18 protein-coding genes and 1 other RNA gene are annotated in these 22697 nt (G+C 57.8%); 2 read left to right on the top strand and 17 right to left on the bottom strand.

The window, feature by feature from the left end:
* The 5 genes from JN414_RS00485 to JN414_RS00465 all read right to left on the bottom strand — a co-directional run bounded on the left by JN414_RS00485 (position 1) and on the right by JN414_RS00465 (position 5928).
* Entirely contained in the window at positions 1-1944 is a 1944-nt protein-coding gene (locus JN414_RS00485; RefSeq protein ID WP_202206263.1) for a DNA polymerase III subunit gamma/tau, read from the bottom strand.
* 101 nt (positions 1945-2045) lie between these two features.
* Positions 2046-2140: signal recognition particle sRNA small type (gene ffs / locus JN414_RS00480), an RNA gene on the bottom strand.
* A gap of 46 nt (positions 2141-2186) precedes the next feature.
* On the bottom strand, positions 2187-3986 hold the full coding sequence (ggt, locus tag JN414_RS00475; protein WP_202206262.1) for a gamma-glutamyltransferase: 1800 nt from the start codon (positions 3984-3986) through the stop codon (positions 2187-2189).
* Positions 3983-4786: a type I methionyl aminopeptidase gene (map, locus tag JN414_RS00470; RefSeq protein ID WP_202206261.1), complete on the bottom strand. Its 804-nt coding sequence runs from the start codon at positions 4784-4786 to the stop codon at positions 3983-3985. The genes ggt and map overlap by 4 nt, the downstream gene beginning before the upstream one ends.
* 86 nt (positions 4787-4872) lie before the next feature.
* Entirely contained in the window at positions 4873-5928 is a 1056-nt protein-coding gene (locus JN414_RS00465; protein WP_202206260.1) for a D-alanyl-D-alanine carboxypeptidase family protein, read from the bottom strand.
* 247 nt (positions 5929-6175) lie between these two features.
* On the opposite strand from JN414_RS00465, the gene clpS reads away from it, so the two are divergent.
* Both clpS and clpA read left to right on the top strand, forming a co-directional pair.
* Positions 6176-6604 carry an ATP-dependent Clp protease adapter ClpS gene (clpS, locus tag JN414_RS00460; protein ID WP_237389810.1) on the top strand — a complete coding sequence of 143 codons (429 nt, stop codon included), beginning with the start codon at positions 6176-6178 and terminating at the stop codon, positions 6602-6604.
* Between the two features lie 124 nt (positions 6605-6728).
* The gene (clpA, locus tag JN414_RS00455; protein WP_099210941.1) at positions 6729-9041 is read left to right on the top strand and encodes an ATP-dependent Clp protease ATP-binding subunit ClpA; all 2313 of its coding nucleotides are present in this window, start codon (positions 6729-6731) and stop codon (positions 9039-9041) included.
* Positions 9042-9087: 46 nt separating this feature from the next.
* On the opposite strand, the gene JN414_RS00450 is transcribed toward clpA, so the two are convergent.
* The 12 genes from JN414_RS00450 to JN414_RS00395 all read right to left on the bottom strand — a co-directional run bounded on the left by JN414_RS00450 (position 9088) and on the right by JN414_RS00395 (position 22610).
* On the bottom strand, positions 9088-9552 hold the full coding sequence (locus JN414_RS00450; RefSeq protein ID WP_202206259.1) for a DUF3465 domain-containing protein: 465 nt from the start codon (positions 9550-9552) through the stop codon (positions 9088-9090).
* Positions 9553-9624: 72 nt separating this feature from the next.
* The gene (gene gap, locus JN414_RS00445) at positions 9625-10644 is read right to left on the bottom strand and encodes a type I glyceraldehyde-3-phosphate dehydrogenase (RefSeq protein WP_202206258.1); all 1020 of its coding nucleotides are present in this window, start codon (positions 10642-10644) and stop codon (positions 9625-9627) included.
* A 91-nt stretch (positions 10645-10735) separates the two neighbouring features.
* Positions 10736-12136, bottom strand: a complete 1401-nt coding sequence (locus tag JN414_RS00440) for a sugar porter family MFS transporter (RefSeq protein ID WP_237389809.1) — start codon at positions 12134-12136, stop codon at positions 10736-10738.
* Positions 12137-12258: 122 nt separating this feature from the next.
* On the bottom strand, positions 12259-13911 hold the full coding sequence (locus JN414_RS00435) for an electron transfer flavoprotein-ubiquinone oxidoreductase (RefSeq protein WP_202206257.1): 1653 nt from the start codon (positions 13909-13911) through the stop codon (positions 12259-12261).
* A gap of 34 nt (positions 13912-13945) precedes the next feature.
* Entirely contained in the window at positions 13946-14872 is a 927-nt protein-coding gene (locus tag JN414_RS00430; RefSeq protein ID WP_202206256.1) for an electron transfer flavoprotein subunit alpha/FixB family protein, read from the bottom strand.
* Positions 14872-15633, bottom strand: a complete 762-nt coding sequence (locus JN414_RS00425) for an electron transfer flavoprotein subunit beta/FixA family protein (RefSeq protein WP_202206255.1) — start codon at positions 15631-15633, stop codon at positions 14872-14874. Before JN414_RS00425 ends, JN414_RS00430 begins: the two co-directional genes overlap by 1 nt.
* A gap of 16 nt (positions 15634-15649) precedes the next feature.
* Positions 15650-16507: a sugar phosphate isomerase/epimerase gene (locus JN414_RS00420; RefSeq protein ID WP_202206254.1), complete on the bottom strand. Its 858-nt coding sequence runs from the start codon at positions 16505-16507 to the stop codon at positions 15650-15652.
* 2 nt (positions 16508-16509) lie between these two features.
* Positions 16510-17658 carry a dihydrodipicolinate synthase family protein gene (locus tag JN414_RS00415; protein WP_202206253.1) on the bottom strand — a complete coding sequence of 383 codons (1149 nt, stop codon included), beginning with the start codon at positions 17656-17658 and terminating at the stop codon, positions 16510-16512.
* Between the two features lie 9 nt (positions 17659-17667).
* Positions 17668-18435: a 3-ketoacyl-ACP reductase gene (locus JN414_RS00410; RefSeq protein WP_202206252.1), complete on the bottom strand. Its 768-nt coding sequence runs from the start codon at positions 18433-18435 to the stop codon at positions 17668-17670.
* A complete protein-coding gene (locus JN414_RS00405) occupies positions 18432-19574 on the bottom strand; it encodes an acyl-CoA dehydrogenase family protein (RefSeq protein ID WP_202206251.1) in 1143 nt (380 codons plus the stop codon). Before JN414_RS00405 ends, JN414_RS00410 begins: the two co-directional genes overlap by 4 nt.
* Before the next feature lie 160 nt (positions 19575-19734).
* A complete protein-coding gene (locus JN414_RS00400; RefSeq protein ID WP_046900155.1) occupies positions 19735-20994 on the bottom strand; it encodes a glycerate kinase in 1260 nt (419 codons plus the stop codon).
* A 44-nt stretch (positions 20995-21038) separates the two neighbouring features.
* The gene (locus tag JN414_RS00395) at positions 21039-22610 is read right to left on the bottom strand and encodes an acyl CoA:acetate/3-ketoacid CoA transferase (RefSeq protein ID WP_202206250.1); all 1572 of its coding nucleotides are present in this window, start codon (positions 22608-22610) and stop codon (positions 21039-21041) included.
* Positions 22611-22697 lie beyond the last annotated feature (87 nt).

Here is a 22697-nt window from a genome sequence, read left to right as displayed (position 1 = left end):
TCAGTTCAGATCATCTTCATCAAGGAAATCAGCGTCCAAAGGCGCGAATTCCAGATCCGGAGGAGAGTCCTCCGTCAATGGTGCGGTTATTTCGGGTGGAAGACCGTATTCATCAAGGGAGTGGTCTTGCACATCGCCGATTTTCGCACCGGGGAAAGCATCAAGAATGGCTTGGACCAACGGGTGTGCCTCAACCATTGCACGGTTGATGGCCACCACCTCCGCACCCTGTTCGTCCAGAGTTGGCTCACCTTCGGCTGTGGAAAGACTGATGCGCCACTGGCCGGGAAACATCTCTTCAAGAAAATTCTGAAGGAGACGGTCCGCCTTGGTGTGCTGGTCTTCCAGGCGAACCTGCACATCGGGGGGCGAAAAACGTACCAGATGCACCGACGAGCGCAGAACCCCATGCAACTGCGGCTGCTTGTCCCAAACCAGAGCGACCATCTCGCGCCATGTTCGTGGCGGGGGCGGAGGAAGTTCGGGTTCCGGGGCCAGCTCAGGAGCGGCCTCCGCATAACCCGGCTCAATAATTTCGCCGCCATTGGCCACCAGACGGACATGCGCACGAGGGCCACCCGTGTCAGTGGGCGATACGGACGTCGACAGCACAGGCGCAGTCTGCAACCCAGACGACACCTCTCCGGACGGAGCTGCTCCACCCGAAGGGCCTGATGGCAAGGAGAGATCGACCCCGCCTTCAGTCAACTGACGGATCAGACGGTCAGGCGTCGGTAGAAGGCTGGCGTGGCACAGTCGAATCAGGACCATCTCAGCCGCCTGACGACGATCCGGCGCAGATTCGACCTCGTTCACACCCTTCAGAAGAATCTGCCAGGCGCGTCCCAAACTGCTGGTTGAGAGCCTGTCTGCCAGCACGCCACCACGCAGTCTTTCGGCTTCTGGAAGGTCCCGGCTTTCACGAAGACCCGGCATCGCCTTGAGACGGGAAACAAGATGCAGAAGATCCAGAAGATCCGTCAGGAGAACGCCAAGATCAGCACCACGCGCATAAGCCTGATCGGTAAGATCCAAGGCCTCTGCTGCCTTGCCGGCCATAAGGGCATCAAGCAGATCAAAGACCAGTCCACGATCTGCCAGACCCAGCATGTCTGACACGGCATCGGCGTCGCTCGCACCCTGTGCAATCGCCTGATCCAGCAGAGATAGTCCGTCACGGACCGAGCCATCAGCTGCACGTGCAATGAGCGCCAAAGCGTCTTCGGAAAGAGTGGCTCCTTCCTTTTCGGCAATACGTCCAAAATGTTCGGTCAGCAGCGCCTGAGGCACGCGCCGGAGGTCAAACCGCTGACAGCGGGACAGCACCGTCACCGGTACTTTCCGCAATTCCGTCGTGGCAAAAATGAACGTGACCTGTGACGGAGGCTCTTCCAGCGTTTTCAGCAGAGCATTGAACGCATTGCGAGACAGCATGTGCACTTCATCAATGATGAAGACTTTCATGCGCGCTTGCATCGGGCGGAAACGGGTCGCCTCAATGATTTCACGCACATCATCAACGCCCGTGCGAGACGCTGCATCCATTTCCAGAACGTCCGGATGCCGGTCCGCGAGGATGGCAGTGCAGTTTGCACAGACGCCACAGGGCTCCGCGGTCGGTCCACCCTTCCCGTCTGGCCCAATGCAGTTCAAGGCGCGTGCGATAATCCGGGCGGTCGTAGTTTTCCCCACGCCGCGCACACCCGTCAGCATGAAGGCATGCGCCACACGCTTCAGCTCGAACGCACGACGCAGGATTCGTACCAGCGAGTCCTGACCAATCAGATCATCGAGTGTCTGGGGACGATATTTTCGGGCAAGGACACGATAAGGCGTGCTTTTTTCTGCCTGAACAGGAACTGGAACCTGCTCGGCCGGGGCTTCACCAAAGAAGCCACCACCGCTCTCGGGCGGCAGGGGAAGATCGTCGATATCGTCAGTCATGAAACTGGAAAGCCGTCAGAGCGGGGAATGAGACCGCACTCTGTCGGTCTTGCACCGGGGCGCCTGACAGTAAAACTGCCGCGCCCACAGGCTGCACTAGGTAGGAGGCCGGACATTTAACCCGGATAAAACTCACTGCGGCTGCTTCCTTCCGGACCTGACCGGGTTGGCAAGGTATCCGTCCAAAGCCGACCTCCCGGCGCTCTCCTAACACGGAGATAGGGGTGTCTGACAACCCCCTATCATTCACCCGCGGCTTCACCCCCGGCATGACGCGGATCAGCAGCCCCATAAATGAGCCCGGTTTTGTGTGCAGAGAGGCTTGGACGATCCGCAAGAATACCTTCTGCCACACCCCATGGGCGGTGCAGAGACAGCGCATATCCTTCAGATTTCAGCTTATCCATGACGTCATCCGCCAGGGCACCTGGTTCCAGCTCAACAGCAGATGGCTCCCACTGCTCGTGGATTCGCGGCAGATCAACAGCCTGACGGATGTCCAGCCCGTAATCGAGCACGCCCAGAATGGCCGAAAGTGTGATCGTTGGAATACGGGAACCACCAGGGCTGCCGATCACCATAATCACCTTTCCATCCTTGGAGACAATCGACGGAGACATGGACGATAGCGGCGTTTTGCCCGGAGCAATGGCATTGGCTTCCGAGCCAACAATCCCAAACATATTGGGGGCACCTGGCTTGGCCGAGAAATCATCCATCTCGTCATTGAGCCAGATGCCGGTGTTGCCACCCATGACACCTGAGCCGAACCACCCGTTCAGGGTATATGTCGCGGAAACGGCCATGCCGCTCTTGTCCAATACCGAGAACTGGGTCGTCTCGTGCTTTTCCTGCGTGTCAGGAGCAGCCTGGGCAGCTTTAACCGGAAGCGCCTCACCAGCGCGGAGGGTGCTGGACGGCAATGCCTGATCAAGCGGGATCCCTGCCCTGACCTGTGCGGCATATGTCGGATCATTCAGGTGCTCGATCGGATTCTTGACGAATGCCGGATCCCCGAGATCGCGTCGATCCGAGTACGCATGTCGCATGGCTTCAATTTCACGCTGCGCAGACGCCGCCGTGTGCAAGCCAAGGGCGTGCATATCGTAGCCGGAGAGAATATTCAGAATTTCGCATAGCGCGATGCCACCACCGCTCGGAGGGGGTGCCGTGTCGATCGTGTACCCACGATAGGTGCAGCGGATCGGCTCAAGAAACCGGATATGATAATTCGTGAAATCTGATGGCTTCAGAAGGCCACCGCCTTCTTCGCTGGCCCGCACGATTTCAGCGGAAATCGGACCTTCGTAGAACGCTTTCGGACCATTCTTGGCGACCAGTTCAAGAGAATTGGCCAGATTTTTCTGAACCAGCCGGTCTCCAGGCTGAAAGGACGATCCGTCCGGACGCAGAAAAATAGAACGTGCGTATGGGTCCTGACGGAAATACTTCGTGGACGTGTCGAGGAGCTGTACGTCGCCTTCATTGAGCACAAACCCATCACGGGCGAGCGCTATGGCTGGAGCCATGACTTTTGCGCGTGGCAAACGCCCCCACTTCTGAAGGATCGTGTCCAATCCTGCGACAGTCCCCGGAATGGCGACCGCTTTCCAGCCTTCCGTTGAAAGCCCCGGAATGACTTTACCAGACGCATCCTGATACATGGTGGCTGTCGCAGCACCCGGGGCATGCTCCCGGAAGTCCACAAACACTGTCTGCCCGGATTTCAGGCGGATCGTCATGAAGCCGCCACCGCCGATATTACCCGCAGCGGGGTAAACGACAGCCAGCGCATAACCCACCGCAACCGCTGCATCGATGGCATTGCCACCTTCCGCCAGGATTTTGGCGCCGGCATCAGAAGCGAGATGCTGGGCGGAAACCACCATGCCGTGCTTGCCAGAGACCAGAACGCCCGGAGACGTATGATCCGGACCAAAGGCCAGCGGATCATGGGCAGAGCTCAAAGGGGCTGCCGTGGGAGCAGCCAGCGCCGTGCCCCCCGTCAGGCCCGCAACAATCAGGGCAAACAGTTTTTTCATGCGCCAGCTCCGTATGGGGGCTTGTTGTAACCTTTCGGGGACAGCGTGAAGATTTCACATCCGTCGTCCGTCACGCCAATCATATGCTCGAATTGTGCAGACAGCGTCCGGTCACGCGTGACAGCTGTCCAGCCATCATCAAGAATTTTCACTTCAGGTTTGCCGATATTCAGCATCGGCTCAATGGTGAAAACCATTCCCGGCACGAGCTTCACGCCCTGCCCTGGCTTGCCGTAATGCAGAACGTTCGGAGCGGCATGGAATTCCCGGCCAATGCCGTGACCACAAAAATCACGCACGATGGAGAAACGGTTCTTTTCCGCATGGACCTGAATGGCATGACCGACATCGCCCAGCGTCTTGCCTGGCTTGACCTGCTCAATGCCGAGCATGAGGGACTCATAGGTCACCTCAACGAGTTTTTCAGCTTTCTTGGGGGCCTTGCCTACGATGTACATCCGGGAATTATCCCCGTACCAGCCATCCAGAATGGACGTGACGTCAATATTGACGATATCGCCGTTGGCCAGTTTCTTCTCACCGGGGATGCCGTGACACACAACATGGTTGATCGAAATGCAGCAGGATTTCGGGAAGCCATGATAATTCAGAGGAGCCGGTGTAGCGCCGTGCGCCAGAGTGAACTCATGAATAAGGGTATTGAGTTCTTCCGTCGTGACGCCGGGTTGAACATGCTCGGTAATCATATCCAGCGTTGCCGCTGCCAGATGCCCAACCGTTCTTAGATGTTTGAAATCTTCACTGTCATAAAGAACAATCCCACGCGAATTATCACCCATGTCTACCGCCCGATCCTAAATCTCTTAACTGGTCGGGACAAAATGCGACCGTCCCGACCGGATCGCAAGGCAGTGATGCGAGTTTTTCACCCGCGCGGGTGACGGCCCGGCTTGTGATGGGCAGCAACATGGTGAGCACTGACCATGCGAACAGAGGCTGAATGATGCGCAACACGGCCATAACGGCGCGGTGACGTTGGCGCATCCGCCACTTCAATAGGACGGCTGGATGCAACCATTGTCCCATGATGAGCAAAACGACCACCACGACGCGCAGACGCGATCATGACAGTGCGCGGAGCGACCGGATGAAGCAGAGGCTGTGGCGCGACGCCTTCTGAAGCGAAACCATCATCCAGAATGGACGCCATTTCCATCGAACGACGCGCATTTGAGGACGACCCAAGGACCACACCAATCAGACGAACATTTCCACGGATGGCAGACGTGACAAGATTCCGCCCCGCAGCATCGGTGTAACCCGTCTTCATGCCGTCAGCGCCCGAATAGATTTTCAGCATCGGATCATGGTTGGGAACCAGATGACGATGGAAATAGAAGGAAGGCACGCCGAAATAGTGATAATACTGCGGGAAATCGTTGATCAGGTGCTGTGCGAGAAGCCCTAGATCATGCGCTGTCGTGACCTGATCGGGGTCAGGCAGGCCGGATGCGTTGCGGAACGTTGTGTTGGCCATTCCCAGAGCACGCGCCTGCTGCGTCATGAGCTGAGCAAAACGGACTTCGTCGCCCCCCCCCAGGAACTCACCCAGAGCGCACGCAGCGTCATTGGCGGACTTGGTGACAAGCGCCAGAATGCCCTGCTCAACGGTCAGCCGAGTGCCTGGGACCAGTCCAAGCTTGGATGGAGCCTGCATGGAAGCATGAATGGAAACCGGGACTTCCTGATCCAGCGTAATCTGATGGGCTTCCAGCGCACGGAAGGTCAGATACAACGTCATGAGTTTTGTCAGAGATGCAGGATACCGCTGAAGATCGGCGTCCGACTGGGACAGAACAGCGCCTGAATGTGCATCCATCACGAAACTGGACGTGTGGCCTGCGTATTGTGCCTTGGCAGAGCCCGCACCAACTGCAGTCAGAGCGCATAACAGAAGGGCCTTGCGGACAGGGAAACGCATTATGTGGCAGCCTCTGAACAAAACATTGAACGCTGGAAACATCGGACTGTTTAACGCAGTCCTTAATCCCGTTACTCTAGGCGCAACAAAAAGCGCCCGTCCACAAGGTTTGGGGCAGTTTGCTTAATTTTTCGTAAGCATGACCCAAACCCGACCAGAACATGTCAGGAAGATGGCGATATTCACGAAATGTACTCATCCTTACCCCCTTCTCAAGTCGGGGGAAGCGTCCCATATCATACCAGTCATGTCTTCTTACGATCTCCCTTCACCAGCCACCTCCCATTCTGTAGCCGAGTCCATTTCCGGGCCGATCAGGATGGGACCAGGATCATCGGACCCCAAAGGCCCGACAAATCCACGCCTGCCCGATGACGAAGATCTTGAGATCAGCGTTGTCGTTCGCCCTCGTACACGGACGCGCAAGCCGTCGATGTACAAGGTTCTTATGCTCAACGATGACTACACACCGATGGAGTTTGTCGTGCACGTGCTGGAACGGTTTTTCTCCAAGAACAGGGAAGAAGCAACCACCATCATGCTGCATGTGCATCAGCGGGGCGTAGGGGTCTGCGGCGTTTTCACTTACGAAGTTGCGGAGAGCAAGGTCGCTCAGGTTATGGATCTGGCCCGCCAGAACCAGCATCCGCTTCAGTGTACGATCGAAAAAGACTGATTTCCCGCCACAGTCATACAGGCATCGGACAATTTCTTGTTCAGCCTTACGTTTCTGACTGGCGTTACGTGTTGCACCACGACAAGATACCTCTTCCACGAGAGGTCGAGAGGAGCGCCACCCTATGCTGTCCCGTACGCTCGAACAGACGCTCCACCGCGCCCTGACATTCGCAGGTGATCGGCGTCATGAGTATGCCACCCTCGAACATCTGCTGCTGGCTCTGACAGAAGATGCCGATGCACTGACGGTTTTCCGCGCCTGCGGAATTGACCTCGACAAGCTGCGTTCGGATCTGACGGACTTTCTGGACAAGGACCTTGCCGGTCTTGCGTCCGACCGTCCGACAGAACCAAAACCAACAGCGGCTTTCCAGCGCGTAATTCAACGCGCGGCTATCCATGTGCAAAGCACAGGCCGCGATGAAGTTACGGGTGCCAACGTTCTCGTTGCGCTTTTTGCGGAACGTGAAAGCCACGCCGTATATTTCCTGCAATTGCAGGACATGACGCGACTCGACGCCGTGAACTTCATTTCGCATGGCATCGCCAAAGCGCCGGACCGTGGCGCTGGCCGTAAGGCTGCCGCTGCATCCAAGGATAATTCCGAGCGTGAAGAGCGCAAGGAAACAGCCAAGGACGGCGCCCTCGCGACCTATTGCGTCAATCTGAACGACCGTGCCCGTGAAGGGCGGATCGATCCACTGATTGGTCGCGATCAGGAGATCGAACGCACGATTCAGATCCTGTGCCGCCGCACCAAAAACAACCCGCTGTATGTGGGTGACCCGGGCGTCGGCAAGACTGCGATCGCGGAAGGCCTGGCAAAGCGTATTGTTGAGAAAGATGTGCCTGAAGTCCTGCAGGACTGCACAATCTACTCTCTCGACATGGGTTCCCTGCTGGCTGGCACACGTTACCGCGGTGATTTCGAAGAACGCCTCAAGGCTGTCGTGACGGAAATGGACCAGACGCCCGGTGCGATCCTGTTCATTGACGAAATCCACACAGTCATTGGCGCGGGTGCGACGTCTGGTGGTGCGATGGATGCATCGAACCTGCTCAAGCCAGCTCTGGCTGCAGGGACGCTGCGCTGCATTGGCTCCACGACATACAAGGAGTTCCGTCAGCACTTCGAGAAAGACCGTGCACTGGTGCGGCGCTTCCAGAAGATTGACGTCCCTGAGCCGTCAGTCGAGGACACGATCAAGATCCTGCGCGGCCTTAAAGGCAGCTACGAGAAGCATCACAAGGTTCGCTATACCGACGAAGCCCTGCGTGGCGCCGTCGAATTGGCAGCCCGGTATGTGCATGACCGCAAACTGCCCGATAAAGCCATCGACGTTATTGACGAAGTCGGTGCGGCGCGGATGCTGGTGCCTGAGAACAAGCGCCGCAAGACCGTGACGCTGCGGGATGTGGAAGATGCAATCGCCAAGATTGCCCGCATCCCACCCAAGAGTGTCACGGCGGATGATCGGGAGACCCTGCGCCATCTGGAGCGGGATCTGCGGAACATGGTGTTCGGGCAGGACAAGGCGATTGATGCACTGGCTGCGGCGATCAAGCTGTCCCGTGCGGGCCTGCGTGATGCGGAGAAGCCGATTGGCAACTACCTGTTCTCCGGCCCTACGGGCGTCGGCAAGACGGAAGTTGCGCGTCAGTTGGCGTCGTCTCTGGGCATCGAGTTGATCCGCTTTGACATGTCCGAGTACATGGAGCGTCATTCGATCTCCCGTCTGATCGGCGCGCCTCCAGGGTATGTCGGGTTTGATCAGGGTGGACTGCTGACGGATGCGATTGACCAGCATCCCCATGCCGTCCTGCTGCTGGACGAAATCGAAAAGGCCCATCCGGACCTTTACAACGTCCTGCTTCAGGTCATGGATCATGGCCGCCTGACAGACCACAATGGCAAGACAGTCGATTTCCGCAACGTGATCCTGATCATGACCACGAATGCGGGCGCGGCTGACCTGTCCAAGGAAGCGATCGGTTTTGGCCGGACCAGCCGTGCGGGCGAGGATGAAGAGGCGATCAAACGCACCTTCACGCCTGAGTTCCGCAATCGTCTGGATGCGATCATTCCGTTCGCTAACCTGACACCGGAGACCGTGGGCCGCGTGGTGGAGAAGTTCGTTCTCCAGCTCGAAGCCCAGTTGGCTGACCGTCACGTTACGATCGAAATCTCCTCTGCTGCCAAGGAATGGCTGGCCGAGAAGGGTTATGATCGCCTGTATGGCGCACGTCCTCTGGGGCGCGTTATTCAGGAGCACATCAAGAAGCCACTGGCCGAGGAACTGCTCTTCGGTCGACTGGCCAAAGGTGGGGCCGTCAAGATCGGCCTCAAGAACGACGTGCTGGACTTCGAGATCATCGAAGGGACTGGCGTCAAAGGCGACAGTAGCGCCGAGAAGAAAGACGAAGCGACCAACTAGGCCGCCCGTCACGAAAAAGCCCGTAGGACATTCCTACGGGCTTTTTTTATTCGTAGCGGTGTCCGTTGACGGTCACATAGCCGGGCCACGGCCATTTGCGGCTGGTGCCGTGATGCGTCCAGTCGACCCCCTGCTTGCGCAGGCTGTCGTAGTAGTACCGCCCCTGAACCTCGACGGTGTCGCCCTTCTGCACCCAGGGCCATTGTGGGGCAGTCATTTCATCAAGCCCCGAGACAATCCGGATGGACACGCCCTGCCCTACATCCAGGTAGAAATAGCCATGCCATCCGCTGCGGGTTCGCTTCGCATGGGGTGCAATGGCGATGACGCGCCCGCAAATATGCTCGGGAAGATCCGTCCGGGTGGCGCCACGTTGCTCGAAGGTCTGCTGGTCACTCAGGAATTTTGCATTGTCACAGCTTGCCGGCATCGGCGCTATCGCCTGTGCCAGAGCAGGGAGTGGCGCACCAAAACACGCCATCGCAGCCAGAAGTCTCAGACGGGACATCATCAAAAGCACTCTCCAGTCAGGAAAGTGCTTTTATGCGCCGAAACACATCCTGAAACAAATGCTGTCGCCCGTTTACAGGGAGCCGAACAGAACAGCTGTATCGATCATGCGGTTCGAGAAGCCCCATTCATTGTCATACCATGAGCAGACGCGAACCATTCGACCACATTCCATGATGGCCGTCTGCGTGGCGTCAAAATTCGAGGATGCAGGCGAATGGTTGAAGTCGCTACTAACCAACGGGGCGCTGCTATAGGCCAGCACACCTTTCAAGGGGCCCGAAGCAGCTTCCTGCATGACGCGATTGACGTCTTTGGCCGTTTCCGGTGGACGGCGGGACAGGAAGTCGAACGATACTAGAGAAACATTAGGCGTTGGCACGCGAATGGACGTGCCATCCAGCCGACCCTTCAAGTGCGGCAGAACCAGACCAATTGCCTTGGCCGCTCCCGTGGACGTAGGCACCATGTTGAGCGATGCGGCTCTGGCACGGCGAAGGTCTTTGTGCCGCCGGTCAACGATCTGCTGATCTCCGGTGAAAGAGTGGATCGTCACCATGTATCCGCACTCGATACCGTAATTGTCGTCGAGCACTTTCACGAGCGGCGCCAGACAATTCGTTGTGCAGGAGGCATTGGAAATGACCGTCATGTCCGGCTTCAGCATGTCATTGTTCACGCCGTAGACGATGGTTGCGTCCACATCCGTGCCAGGCGCTGAAATCAGGACTTTCCGGGCACCAGCCTGAAGAAGCGTGGAAGCTTTTTCCTTGGTGGTGAACAGTCCGGAACATTCAAGAGCCACATCGACACCGTCAAATGGCACCTTCGACGGGTCACGCTCGGATGAAATGCGAATGGGGCCGTAAGACCGCCCGTTATGGGTCAGGGTCAGCATATCGCCTTCGACGTGGACTTCCCCTGGCAGGCGGCCATGCACGCTGTCATATGTCAGCATGTGAATCTTGTCTTCAACTGACCCCGGGCCATTGATGGCGACGGGCACAACGTCATCCCGGCCGCTTTCAAGAATGCTGCGAAGGGCCAGTCTGCCAATACGGCCAAAACCGTTAATGGCGATCTTTACTGTCATTGTCTTTGGTCTCCGTCAGGGAAAACCGCCGCAAAGGCGGTTTGTCCCGGCAGGTGTGAAAGCGCCGGGACAGTCGTGCCGAGGGGCAGGATCACAGACCGATCCGGTTGAGTGACTTGCCCGCCATCAGGTTCCGCTCAATCTGCTCAAGGGAAACACCGCGGGTTTCAGGCACAAATTTCAGGGTGAGGTAGATGAAGAACGCATTGAACGCCGCGTACATCCAGAAGGTCTGGGCATTCCCGATGGTGTTCAGGAGCATCAGGAACGTCAGGCCGACGATCATGTTCGTGACCCAGTTCGTGAAGGTGGAGCAACCGATGCCGAAATCGCGCCCTTTGATGGGCTGAACTTCCGAGCAAAGGATCCACACCAGCGGACCGGCAGAGAACGCAAATCCGACGATGAAGGCCAGCAGCATGATCACGGCGCCATATCGCGCAAGTTCGCTATTGCCGGTTCCGAAGTAGAGCAGCGTGCCAACTGAAGCCATGCCGATCGTCATGATGATGAAGCCGGCAACCAGCATCGGGCGACGGCCCCATTTGTCCACGAAGCCGATGGCAATGAACGTCGAAAGCACATTCACCAGACCGACAATGGCTGTGCCCCACATGGCTGCGTTATCGCCAAAGCCTGCGACTTCGAAGATGCGGGGGGCGTAGTACATCACCACGATGATGCCCGTGAACTGCTGCATGGTCTGGAGCAGGATGCCCAGAAAAACAGAGCGGCGGAAATTGGCGTTGGCCTTGAACAGGCCATAGCCGCCTTCAATCTGCGCAAGCTGCTCTTCAATGTCCGAGATCTCGGCACGTGCGTCGCCTTCATGGCCACGCAACTGATGCAGAACCGTAAAGGCTTCGTCCTTACGGCCCCGCAATACGAGCCAACGGGGGCTGTCGGGCAGCAGCAGCACGCCAAGCAGAAACACGACGCCTGGAATAGCGACGATGCCGAGCATCCAGCGCCATGAGCCGGAATAAGCCAGCAGCGCATCAGAGATGAACGCTACAAAAATCCCGACCGTAATCATGAGCTGGTAAACCGAGATCAGGGACCCACGGTAGTGCTGATGCGCAATCTCGGAGATGTAAAGTGGAGCGGTAAAGCTTGCGATGCCAACAGACACTCCAAGCACCATACGTCCCACAATCAAAAGCGTGACGGATGTTGCCAGCGCGCACAGCAGCGACCCGAGAACGAACAGAACAGCGGAAGACAGCAGCAGACGCTTCCGGCCAAAAAGATAGGACAGGCGCCCGCCGCAGACGGCACCTACCGCCGCACCAACCATCATCGATGAGACGATGCACTCCTTGCCGAAGTCCGTGACGTTGAATTCCAGACCGATGAATTTCAGAGCCCCTGAAATCACACCCAGATCGAGACCAAACATCAGACCCGCAACAGCAGCCAGAATTGCCGTCAGGACACTTTTACCATTCAGAGACACTGGCGGCGGTGGTGCCGAAAGGTCGATGCCACTCATTGCCTTATTCCTTACTTCAGATTCCCATTATGGGAATAGTCTTTCAACGCAGCATGTTCTCAGGTTGTTTATTCAAGTAAAATCAAATAAAAGAGACAGGTTATATTTCTTTTTATTCAAATTTACATGTTCGGATAGTTCGGTCCATCACCTCCCTGCGGCGTTATCCAAACGATATTCTGGCTCGGATCTTTGATGTCGCAGGTTTTGCAATGCACACAGTTCTGGAAGTTAATCTGGAACCGTGGCTGTTCATTCTCCGGACGCAGAACCTCATACACGCCCGCCGGGCAGTAACGCTGGGCAGGCTCAGCGTAGAGCGGCAGGTTCACCTGGATTGGGATGGATGGATCACGGAGTGTCAGATGGCAGGGTTGGCGTTCTTCGTGGTTGGTGAAGGCAAACGCCACATTGGTTGTGCGATCAAAGCTGAGTTGCCCGTCCGGCTTGCGATATTCAATCGGCTTGAAACTAGCAGCCAACCCTGTTGCCGCAGCATCGGACTTTCCGTGTCCGAGCGTTCTGAAGGGAGAGTGTCCGGTCAGAGTTGTCATCCACATATCCAGACCACCGAGCGCAACACCGCCCAGGAGGCCAAACCGCTCCCACAGAGGTTTGACGTTACGGACGGCCTTTAAGTCTGTCCCGACAGGGCCGTTTCGCAGTTCTTCCTCATAATCCGTCAGTTCGTCCTGAGCGCGCCCAGACGCCAGCGCAGCGCGGGCCGCATCGGCAGCGGCAATGCCGGAGAAAATGGCGTTATGACTGCCCTTGATGCGCGGAACATTCACAAGTCCGGCGGAACACCCGAGCAGAACGCCGCCAGGGAAAGTCACTTTCGGAATGGACTGCCAGCCACCTTCGGATAGCACACGCGCACCATAGGCCACGCGTTTTCCGCCCTTCAGCAGTTCGGCCACCATCGGATGGTGCTTGAACTCCTGAAACTCACGGTAGGGGTCCAGATACGGGTTTTCATAGCCCAGATGGACAACAAACCCGACGCAGACCTGATTGTTGTCGAGATGGTAGATGAAGGACCCGCCACCCGCCTTGCTGTTCAGCGGCCAGCCCATGGTGTGTGTGACTGTGCCTTCATGATGTTTGGCGGGATCGATCTCCCAGATTTCCTTGAGGCCCAGCCCGAATTTCTGCGGGTCCTTGCCCTCGGAAAGCGCGAAACGATCCATCAGCTGCCGGGCCAGTGCCCCCCGCGCACCTTCGGCGAAGAACACGTATTTCCCGCGCAGTTCCATACCAGGCTCATAGGCATCTCCTGGCGTTCCATCCGGGTTTTTACCGAACTCGCCAGCCACCACACCTGCAACGCGACCCTGATCGTCATAAACGACTTCGCTTGCCGCCATGCCGGGAAAGATTTCCACTTCCAGACCCTCTGCGACCTGTGCAAGCCAGCGGCAGACATTCCCCAGCGAGACAATGTAATTCCCATGGTTGTCCATAAGCTTCGGCATCAGAACATTAGGCAGGCGGATCTGGCTCTTTTCCGTCAGCAGGAAGAAATTGTCTTCCCTCACCGGCACGGTGATGGGCGCATCCATTGTCCGCCAGTCAGGGAGCAGCACGTCCAGCGCGCACGGATCAATGACCGCGCCTGACAGGATATGCGCCCCGACTTCAGACCCTTTATCCAGTACGACCACGGAAAGGTCCGGCTCATTCTGTTTGAGCCGGATCGCCGCGGAGAGACCGGCAGGGCCAGCGCCGACGATGACAACGTCATAGTCCATGCTTTCCCGTTCGATCGTAGTCATGGTCTTTCTCCTCCCTGCAGACTGCCAGGGCCTGTCAGAGTTTTGCCGTCAGTTCGGGAAGGATGGTGAAGAGGTCTCCCACCAGCCCATAATCCGCGACCTGGAAAATCGGGGCGTCTTCGTCCTTGTTGATGGCGACGATCACCCCGGAATCCTTCATGCCCGCCAGATGCTGGATCGCTCCGGAGATACCGACCGCGATGTACAGATCAGGTGCCACGATCTTGCCCGTCTGCCCGACCTGCCAGTCATTCGGCGCGTAGCCTGCATCCACAGCCGCACGGCTGGCGCCGATGGCGGCATTCAGCTTGTCCGCAAGGTTGGCGATGGTGTCGAAGTTCTCTTTCGATCCGACGCCACGGCCGCCTGAGACGATGTTCTTGGCTGCCGTCAGTTCCGGACGTTCGGACTCAACTGCCTTGTCTTCCACCCAGGACGAGAGACCCGGATCCGCCGGAACAGAGACATTTTCCACACTGGCCGAGCCACCTTCGCCAACAGCCGAGAAAGCCGCCGTACGAATGGTGAAAACCTTCACCGGATCGGAGGACTGCACTGTCTGGATCGCATTGCCAGCATAGACCGGACGATCGAACGTCTCGGCATCCTTCACAGCCGTTACGTCTGACAGGATCATGACATCCAGAAGAGCGGCAACGCGTGGCAGAACGTTCTTGGAGAACGCCGTCGAGCCCGCAGCGATATGGCTATAGCCGGAAGCCAAAGACACGATGAAGGCAGAGACAGGTTCAGCCAGTTCATGAGCCAGAGACGCATCATCCGCCAGCAGGACCTTGGAGACACCCTCAAGCTTTGCAGCTTCGGCGGCAGCTTCCACGCCGTTCTGGGTGGCAACGAGAACCGTCACATCACCCAGCGCTTTGACGGCAGACAGGGCCTTGGCAACGGTATCGGTTACGAGGTGGCCATTGGCCACTTCAGCGAGCAGCAGAACAGACATCAGATCACTCCTGCTTCATTTTTGAGTTTCGAAACCAGCTCATCAACGGAACTGACCTTCACACCAGCCTGACGCTGAGGCGGTTCAGCCGTGCGGATGACCTTCAGACGCGGCGCAATGTCCACGCCGAGGTCAGACGCCTTGCGTTCTTCGAGCGGCTTCTTCTTGGCCTTCATGATGTTAGGCAGCGCGACATAGCGCGGCTCGTTCAGGCGCAGATCGGACGTGATGATGGCGGGCAGCTTCACGCGGATGGTCTGAAGGCCACCATCAACCTCACGGCTGACGGTTGCACTGTCGCCCTCAATCTCGACGGACGACGCGAAGGTGGCCTGGCCCCAGCCCAGCAGAGCGGCGAGCATCTGGCCGGTCGCGTTCATGTCGTTATCGATGGCCTGCTTGCCCGCGATGACGAGGTTCGGTTTCTCATCCTCAATCACCTTCGCCAGCAGTTTGGCGACGGCGAGAGGCTCGATATCCACATTCACATCTGTCGTGGCTTCAACGAGAATGGCACGGTCCGCGCCCATCGCGAGCACGGTGCGCAGTGTTTCCTTCGCCTGCGGCACACCGATAGAGACAGCGACCACTTCCGTGGCGATACCTTTTTCCTTGAGACGGACGGCTTCTTCGATGGCGATTTCGTCAAACGGATTGACCGACATCTTGACGTTCGCAAGCTCGACCCCAGATCCGTCACCCTTTACGCGGATGCGGACGTTGTAATCGACGACACGTTTGACAGGGACGAGGATCTTCATGATGCCCTCCGATGGGTCAGCAGACAGTGCGGAAGCGTTCGACCATCGTGTCCAGCACGTCAGCCGGGTGGCGCTTCCACCAGTTGTTCGCGGAAAAGATTTCCACCTCGCAGAAGCCGGAATACCCGGCGGCTTCCACCTCCCTGCGGATCCCCCGCAGGTCCGCAACGCCGTCCCCCATCATCCCGCGGTCAAGCAGGATGTCAGTTGTAGGAACAAGCCAGTCACAGAGGTGAAAGCCCAGAATGCGGTTTCCCGCACGAGCGAGCTGGCGTGGCAGGTCCGTGTCCCACCACACATGGTAGATATCGATCGCAACGCCCACGCTATCCGACGCCAGAAGGTCGCATAGATCCAGGGCGTCACGGGTGGTCGTGAGGCAGGAGCGGTCTCCGGCATAGGCCGGATGCAACGGCTCCAATGCGAGTTTCACGCCAGAGGCTTCAGCGTAGGGAATGGCCTTCGCCATCCGGTCCGCCACGATGTCTAGGCTGTGAGCCACGCCCTTCGTGCCGGTTTCCACACCACCGACAACGATGGTCAGAACATCGGTTTCGAGTGCGGCTGTCTGGTCAATGGACTGACGGAAATCCGACAGGATTGCCTCTTCGCTCTGAAGGCCCAGCGGACCGACCAGAAAGGGCGTCCGGCACAGGCCGACAACCTGCACCCCGGCCTGACGCGCCCGGTCTCCAATTTCCGCAGCCCGGCCTTCGATCTCCCGCCGCCAGAACACGATCCCGCCGATGCCACGTTCAGCACAGGCGTCGATCGTCTGTTCCGGTGACCACCCTGCCCCAACACCCGGCACGTTATGGCCAAGCGTTGCGGTATTGAGGGCGAGAGCCGAATGATCGTGGCGAAAGTCCCGCATGATCAGGCCCCGTACACCGACAGAAGCGACTTCATGCGGTGCACAGCCAGATCCGGGTTCCGCAACAGGCCGCAGCCATCAGCGAGACGGAAGATCTCCGTGAAATGCTGGAGGGACCGCATGGACTGCGCACCATTCAGCATGACGAAGTGATCCTGAAAGCCATTCAGCCAGGCCAGAAACACCACACCCGTCTTGTAGTACTGCGTCGGGGCCTGAAAGATTACACGAGCCAGCGGAACAGTCGGGTCGAGTGCGTCGTGAAAACCTTTCACGTCCCCCTCGCCGAGCAGTTTCACACCACGAGCAGCAAGCGGTGCAATCGGATCGAAAATGCCGAGAAGTGCGTGGCTATAGCCCTGCTCGTCACCAGCGATCAGTTCAGGATAATTGAAGTCATCACCCGTATACATCCGCACGCCCTTGGGCAGGCGACGGCGCATGATGATTTCCTTCTCCTTGTCGAGAAGGGAAATCTTGATGCCGTCCACCTTCGAGACGTTTTCTTCAATGATGCTCAGGACTGTTTCCAGTGCCTCATTGAAATCATCCGTGCCCCAGTAGCCCTCCAGAGCCGGATCGAAATCCTTGCCCAGCCAGTGCAAAACGACAGGCTCAGCACAGGCAGAGAGCACCTCGCGGTAGACCCGCTTATAGTCCTCCGCACTGGATGCCACGCGGACGAGGGCTCGGCTGGCCATCAGGATGACGCGTGCGCCAACTTTCTGGATCGCCTCGACCTGTTCCCGATATGCTGCGAGCACATGATCGACAGAGCGTGCATCCTTCGGGTCCAGATGGTCTGTCCCCGCTCCGTTCACGACCATCGCATCGGGCAGTTCGGCCTTGGTGCGACGGATCAGATCCAGCGCGCCGGGCCAGTCCAGACCCATGCCGCGCTGGGCCGTATCCATGGCTTCAGCAATACCGAGCCCCATGCCGACGAGATAGCGCCGGAACTCAAGCGTCTTCTTCCAGTCAATCGTGGCGCGGCCGGACGGTGCGTTATCCGTAAACGGATCTGCGACGACATGGGCCGCCGAATAAACAATCCGGGCCGGATTGGCAGGAAGGACACTGCGAGGAACAGGAGTACCGATCAGATGGTAGTCCATCTTCCGGCCGGTTTCGTCGGGCAGGATGATCTTCATAACCGTTTCTCAGAAGCGCGGCACAAGCATTCCGGCATCCGCCGAAATAACCTGGCCTGTGGTGTAAGGCAGTTTCCCGGTGGCAAGAGCCGCAATGATGCGCCCCATGTCCGAGGGCTCTCCAACGCGGGGAAGCAGGGTCAGTCCCTCTTCCGCGCGCTGGCGGTAGTGCTGGATCACGGCAGCCGTCATTTCTGTAGCGATCAGGCCGGGCTGAACGTCATAGACCGCGATATTTTCGATCCCGAGACGAACGGCCAGAGCTTTGGACACCATGGCCGCCGCAGCCTTTGACGCGCAGTATTCAGACCGCTGCACTGCCACAGCCGTCGCATTTGACGATGTGACGTTGACGATCGAATGGAACGCATCGGCTGACCGTTCCCGGCTCAGAAGGCGCTTTGCGAAAGCCTGTGACAGGAAGAATACCGCCTTCGCATTGATCATCAGGCACCGGTCCCAGCTTGCTTCGGACACGTCCAGCAGGTCACCCCGCTGGAGGACGCCGACGCCCGCATTGTTCACCAACGTTGTTAGCGGGCCGAGTTCGTCTTCGATCCGCGCCAGAACACCCGCATGGGCGCTGATGTCGGACACATCGAACGGGGCAGCTACAACCTTGGCGCCCAGCCCTTCCAGACGGGCCACGGCTGCACGCAGTTCTGCATCATCAACCGGTCCATTTACCGCTAAAGAAAAACCTTCCTTAGCGAGCGCTTCTGCGGCGGCCAGGCCGATCCCGCGTGAAGAGCCGGTGACGAGAGCGACCTGTCTCATGTACGGGCGCCCTTCTTGAGCAGTTCACGCGCGATGATCATGCGCTGGATCTGGTTCGTACCTTCATAGATCTGTGTGATCTTGGCATCGCGATACAGACGCTCAACTTCGAAGCCACGGATGTAACCGGAGCCGCCAAAAACCTGCACGGCATCGGCTGTGCGGGCCACCGCCATGTCACCGGCAAAGCATTTCGCCATGGAGCAGGAGCGCGTGGCGTCCTGACCGTTATCGATCTTCACCGCAGCGGAATGAACCAGCAGACGGGCAGCTTCAATGTCCTTGGCCATATCGGCCAGAAGCCACTGAACACCCTGGAATTCGGAGATGTGCTTGCCGAACTGCTTGCGCGTTCCAGCATAATCGACAGCGGCTTCAAGACCGGCCTGTGCGATGCCAACAGCGAGCGCTGCGATGCCAACACGTCCCTTGTCCAGCACACTCATCATCATGTGGAAGCCCCGGTTCATCTCGCCCAGAAGAGCATCCGGGCCGAGGCGCACATCGGAGAAATCAAGCGCACCAACCTGGCTGGCCCGCTGACCCATCTTGTGTTCTTTCGGGCCGCGCTCAACGCCTTTGGCATGCAGGTCCACAATGAAAATGGACATGCCGCGGTTTCCGGCTTCCTTGTCCGTCCGTGCCAGAACGAACCCGAGATCCGCCACCGGGGCGTTATGGATCCAGATCTTGCCGCCGTTCAGAATCCAACCATCGCCATCACGTTCAACTGTGGTGCGAATGCCGGACACGTCCGTGCCGGCTTCCGGTTCGGTGATGCAGTAAGCAACCTTGCGCTTCATGGAGAGAATGTCTGGCAGCAGCTTCTTCTGCTCATCCGTGCCGTGACGCACCAGGAGCGTGGAAATCAGTTCCACCAGGCCACACTGATCAGCGATACTGGCATAGCCGCGGGACAGTTCTTCCATCACGACGGCATAGGTCAGGGTATCGAAGCCAGGCCCTCCGAGCTCTTCCGGAACTGCAATGCCGAACAGGCCAAGACGGCCCATTTCTTCGTAAATTTCGGCCGGAAAGCGTTCTTCACGGTCGAGGGCCTCAGCAGCAGGGCGGATGACTTCATCCACGAAGGACCGTGTGGTCTCGCGAACCTGCTCCTGCATTTCATTGAGAAACATAACCCGATTCCCTTATTTAATAACTAACCAGTTAGTTATTATGGTGACTGATCTATTTTCAAGGCCATTCTGCGTTTTGAAATCAAAAGAACTTGATGTTCATAATACCCAGAATGAATTCGCTCTCGTTAAGGAACATTTTTTACTTCGCCATCTTTTTCTACCTCAGCAGAATAGCGCGAAAATCATTGACGTTTGTCCCGGTAGGACCTGGCACAAACAGGTCATCTAATGCCTCAAAGGCAGTATAGGCGTCGTTTTCCGCCAGCAGGACGGACGGATTGATCCCGCGCGCGCGCAGTCGTCCCATACTTTCGCCATCTGCAAAGGCACCGGCATTGTCCTCAGACCCGTCAATTCCATCTGTATCCGCAGCGAGTGCGGAAACCGGGAGCCCTTCAGCCGCGAGCGCAAACGACAGGAGAAACTCCGTGTTGCGACCACCCCGTCCACGTCCACGCAATGTCACCGTTGTTTCTCCCCCCGAGAGGATGACAACCGGCTTCTGGAATGGCTGATTACGAATAATCACTTCCCGCGCGATCGCTGCATGGACCTTCCCGACATCCCGGGCTTCCCCTTCAATCGCGTCTGACAGGATAACAGCAGGAATTCCAAGATTTCTGGACGCAGCTGCTGCTGCCTCAAGAGACAGATGAGCCGACGCCACAATACGAACTTCGTTCCCGGCGAATGCCGGATCTTCCGGACGCGGCGCCTGCCCCAGCTCTCCGTCAAGCCATGCCTGCACTTTAGGCGGCAGTGCGAGCTTCCAGGCCTTGGCCATATGCCGCGCGTCTTCGCGTGTTTTTGTATCAGGCACTGTTGGTCCAGAGGCCACCTGTGCCGGATCATCAAACGGTACATCCGAAACTATGAGTGAAACGACTCTCGCCGGGGAAGCCGCAGCGGCCAGACGACCGCCCTTAATCCCCGAAAACTGCTTGCGGATGCTGTTCATAACAGAAATCGGCGCGCCAGAAGACAGGAGAACCCGGCTGAGCTCCGCTTCATCTTCCAACGTGAATCCTTCTGGCGGACATGGCAGCAAGGCCGATCCACCTCCGCAGATCAGTGCAACGACCAGATCATCCGGACCTAATCCACGCACCGCCTCAAATAAAGCCGCCGTTGCAGCCAGACCGGCTTGATCCGGAACCGGATGGGAAGCCTCTAGAACACGGATCTGTTCTGTAGGGTAGCCATAGCCATAACGGGTGACGACAACGCCTTCCAACGGACCATCCCACACGCGCTCGAAAGCTGCGGCAAGCTGGGCTGCCCCCTTCCCGGCGCCAACCACGACCGTCTTGCCTTTCGGGCGCTCCGGCAGGTTGGCAGCCAGCACGAGGTCTGCGTCGGCGGCCGTAATGGCGGCATTGAACAGACCTGTCAGAAAACTGTGATCGTCGACTGTCATGGCTTCTTTCAGACTCCACTCACGGAAAAGACGGCCTGGGGCGTTCAGAGCTTGAGCCCCATCACGGCATCCCTGAACAGAACGGCACCCATTTCCTTCAGTTCAGGCGAAACCTTCAGAGGCGTGGATGCCTGATCGAGCACATCTTTCTGTAACTCGATGCCCGGCGCGATTTCCGTGACCGTCAGTTCACCGTTCAGAAGCTTGAGAACACAGCGTTCCGTCACGTAGGTGACGTCCTGCCCTGTTTCGGTGGCTCTGCGCCCTGAGAAGCTGACCTGATCCACCTCTGGCACGATCTTGGAAATCTTGCCTTCCCGATCAATCACGAGACGGCCGTCCTCGATGTGCATCTTGGCTCCGGCATTGAAATTGCCTGAGAAGATGATGCGCTTGGCCCGTGCCGTAATGTCTACGAAACCGCCCGCCCCTGCCGTCCGATGCGGCGTGGCAGCAAGGCGGCTGACATTGACCGACCCATCAGCCCCGATCTCAAGAAAGGACAGCAGGGAGCAATCAAAGCCGCCCGCCTGGAAGTAACTGAACTGATGAGGAGAGGCCACAAACGCCTCGGCGTTACTCGCGCAACCGAACTTGAAGTCCAGCAGCGGAACGCCGCCAACCGGTCCCTGTTCGATAACCCATGTCACGCTACCATGCAGCCCTTCTTCCAGCAGGATGCGCGGCACATTGGCGGAAATACCGAAGCCGATATTGACGGCCCAGCCATCCTTCAGCTCCTGCGCCACACGTCGCGCAATCACCTTGCCCGGATTGAAATCCGGAATAGCGAAGGACGACAGAGGCCGGAAAATCTCACCAGAAATTGCAGGATCATAAGGCGTAGCAGTCGTCTGCAACTGATCCGGGGCTTCCACAACAACGTCCACCAGAATACCCGGCACTTTGACGTCATGCGGCTTCAACGTGCCCTGTTCTGCCACGCGCCGAACCTGCGCGATGACCAGCCCACCATTGTTATGAGCCGCCAGAGCCATTTCCATGGCACCAAGGGTGGCACCTTCCTGCTCGAATGTCAGATTGCCATTCTCGTCCGCTGTCGAAGCACGAATGATGGCAACGTCCGGCCTCAGCGCCGGGAAATACAGCCAGTCTTCGCCCTCGAAGTCCATGTGACGCACGATGGGATTGGAGCGTGCGGTCTCATTCATCGCCCCGCCTTCCCGCTTCGGGTCTACGAATGTATCGAGACCAACTTTTGTCAGGACGCCGGGACGCAGGGCCGCACCTTCACGCAGCATGTCGAAGATAACGCCAGATGGAAGGTTATAAGCGGCGACGTCCTCGGCCAGAATGCGTTGCCAGATAAGCGGTGGCTCAGCATTGCTGGGACCGGACGGATAAGACCCGCCGATGATCTTTTTGATCATGCCAGGCTGGGCGATATGATCCACGCCCTTGGTCCCAAACATGTCACCCGTCGCGATCGGATGGATCGTCGTCAGGTTCTTCGGGGCCGCTTCCTTTTCAAAACGCTCCCCGAGCGCCTTCAGAACATCGTCGGGGCACAGAAGCCCGGACGATGCGTTGATCGCAATGGTGGAACCATCCTTGATAAGACTGACGGCTTCCGCTGCGGTTCTGGTCTTGGTCATTGCCTTTGATCCACTATAACTATCTTGTTAGTTACTTATGATCTTGTAAAAATCGCGATGCATTAGGCGCCGCTTGAGAAGGTTATC

Origin of the sequence: Gluconobacter sp. Gdi, from assembly GCF_014132155.1 — a bacterium.
GTDB lineage: Bacteria > Pseudomonadota > Alphaproteobacteria > Acetobacterales > Acetobacteraceae > Gluconobacter.
This window is presented reverse-complemented; position numbering and strand designations above follow the sequence as displayed.

Coding starts and splice junctions, on each gene's coding strand:
- JN414_RS00435 (WP_202206257.1), bottom strand. CDS start 13,911: ATGACTACGATCGAACGGGAAAGCATGGACTATGACGTTGTCATCGTC.
- JN414_RS00420 (WP_202206254.1), bottom strand. CDS start 16,507: ATGCGGGACTTTCGCCACGATCATTCGGCTCTCGCCCTCAATACCGCA.
- JN414_RS00415 (WP_202206253.1), bottom strand. CDS start 17,658: ATGAAGATCATCCTGCCCGACGAAACCGGCCGGAAGATGGACTACCAT.
- JN414_RS00440 (WP_237389809.1), bottom strand. CDS start 12,136: ATGAGTGGCATCGACCTTTCGGCACCACCGCCGCCAGTGTCTCTGAAT.
- JN414_RS00430 (WP_202206256.1), bottom strand. CDS start 14,872: ATGTCTGTTCTGCTGCTCGCTGAAGTGGCCAATGGCCACCTCGTAACC.
- JN414_RS00395 (WP_202206250.1), bottom strand. CDS start 22,610: ATGACCAAGACCAGAACCGCAGCGGAAGCCGTCAGTCTTATCAAGGAT.
- JN414_RS00405 (WP_202206251.1), bottom strand. CDS start 19,574: ATGTTTCTCAATGAAATGCAGGAGCAGGTTCGCGAGACCACACGGTCC.
- clpA (WP_099210941.1), top strand. CDS start 6,729: ATGCTGTCCCGTACGCTCGAACAGACGCTCCACCGCGCCCTGACATTC.
- ggt (WP_202206262.1), bottom strand. CDS start 3,986: ATGAAAAAACTGTTTGCCCTGATTGTTGCGGGCCTGACGGGGGGCACG.
- clpS (WP_237389810.1), top strand. CDS start 6,176: ATGTCTTCTTACGATCTCCCTTCACCAGCCACCTCCCATTCTGTAGCC.
- gap (WP_202206258.1), bottom strand. CDS start 10,644: ATGACAGTAAAGATCGCCATTAACGGTTTTGGCCGTATTGGCAGACTG.
- JN414_RS00410 (WP_202206252.1), bottom strand. CDS start 18,435: ATGAGACAGGTCGCTCTCGTCACCGGCTCTTCACGCGGGATCGGCCTG.
- JN414_RS00450 (WP_202206259.1), bottom strand. CDS start 9,552: ATGATGTCCCGTCTGAGACTTCTGGCTGCGATGGCGTGTTTTGGTGCG.
- map (WP_202206261.1), bottom strand. CDS start 4,786: ATGGGTGATAATTCGCGTGGGATTGTTCTTTATGACAGTGAAGATTTC.
- JN414_RS00400 (WP_046900155.1), bottom strand. CDS start 20,994: ATGACAGTCGACGATCACAGTTTTCTGACAGGTCTGTTCAATGCCGCC.
- JN414_RS00425 (WP_202206255.1), bottom strand. CDS start 15,633: ATGAAGATCCTCGTCCCTGTCAAACGTGTCGTCGATTACAACGTCCGC.
- JN414_RS00485 (WP_202206263.1), bottom strand. CDS start 1,944: ATGACTGACGATATCGACGATCTTCCCCTGCCGCCCGAGAGCGGTGGT.
- JN414_RS00465 (WP_202206260.1), bottom strand. CDS start 5,928: ATGCGTTTCCCTGTCCGCAAGGCCCTTCTGTTATGCGCTCTGACTGCA.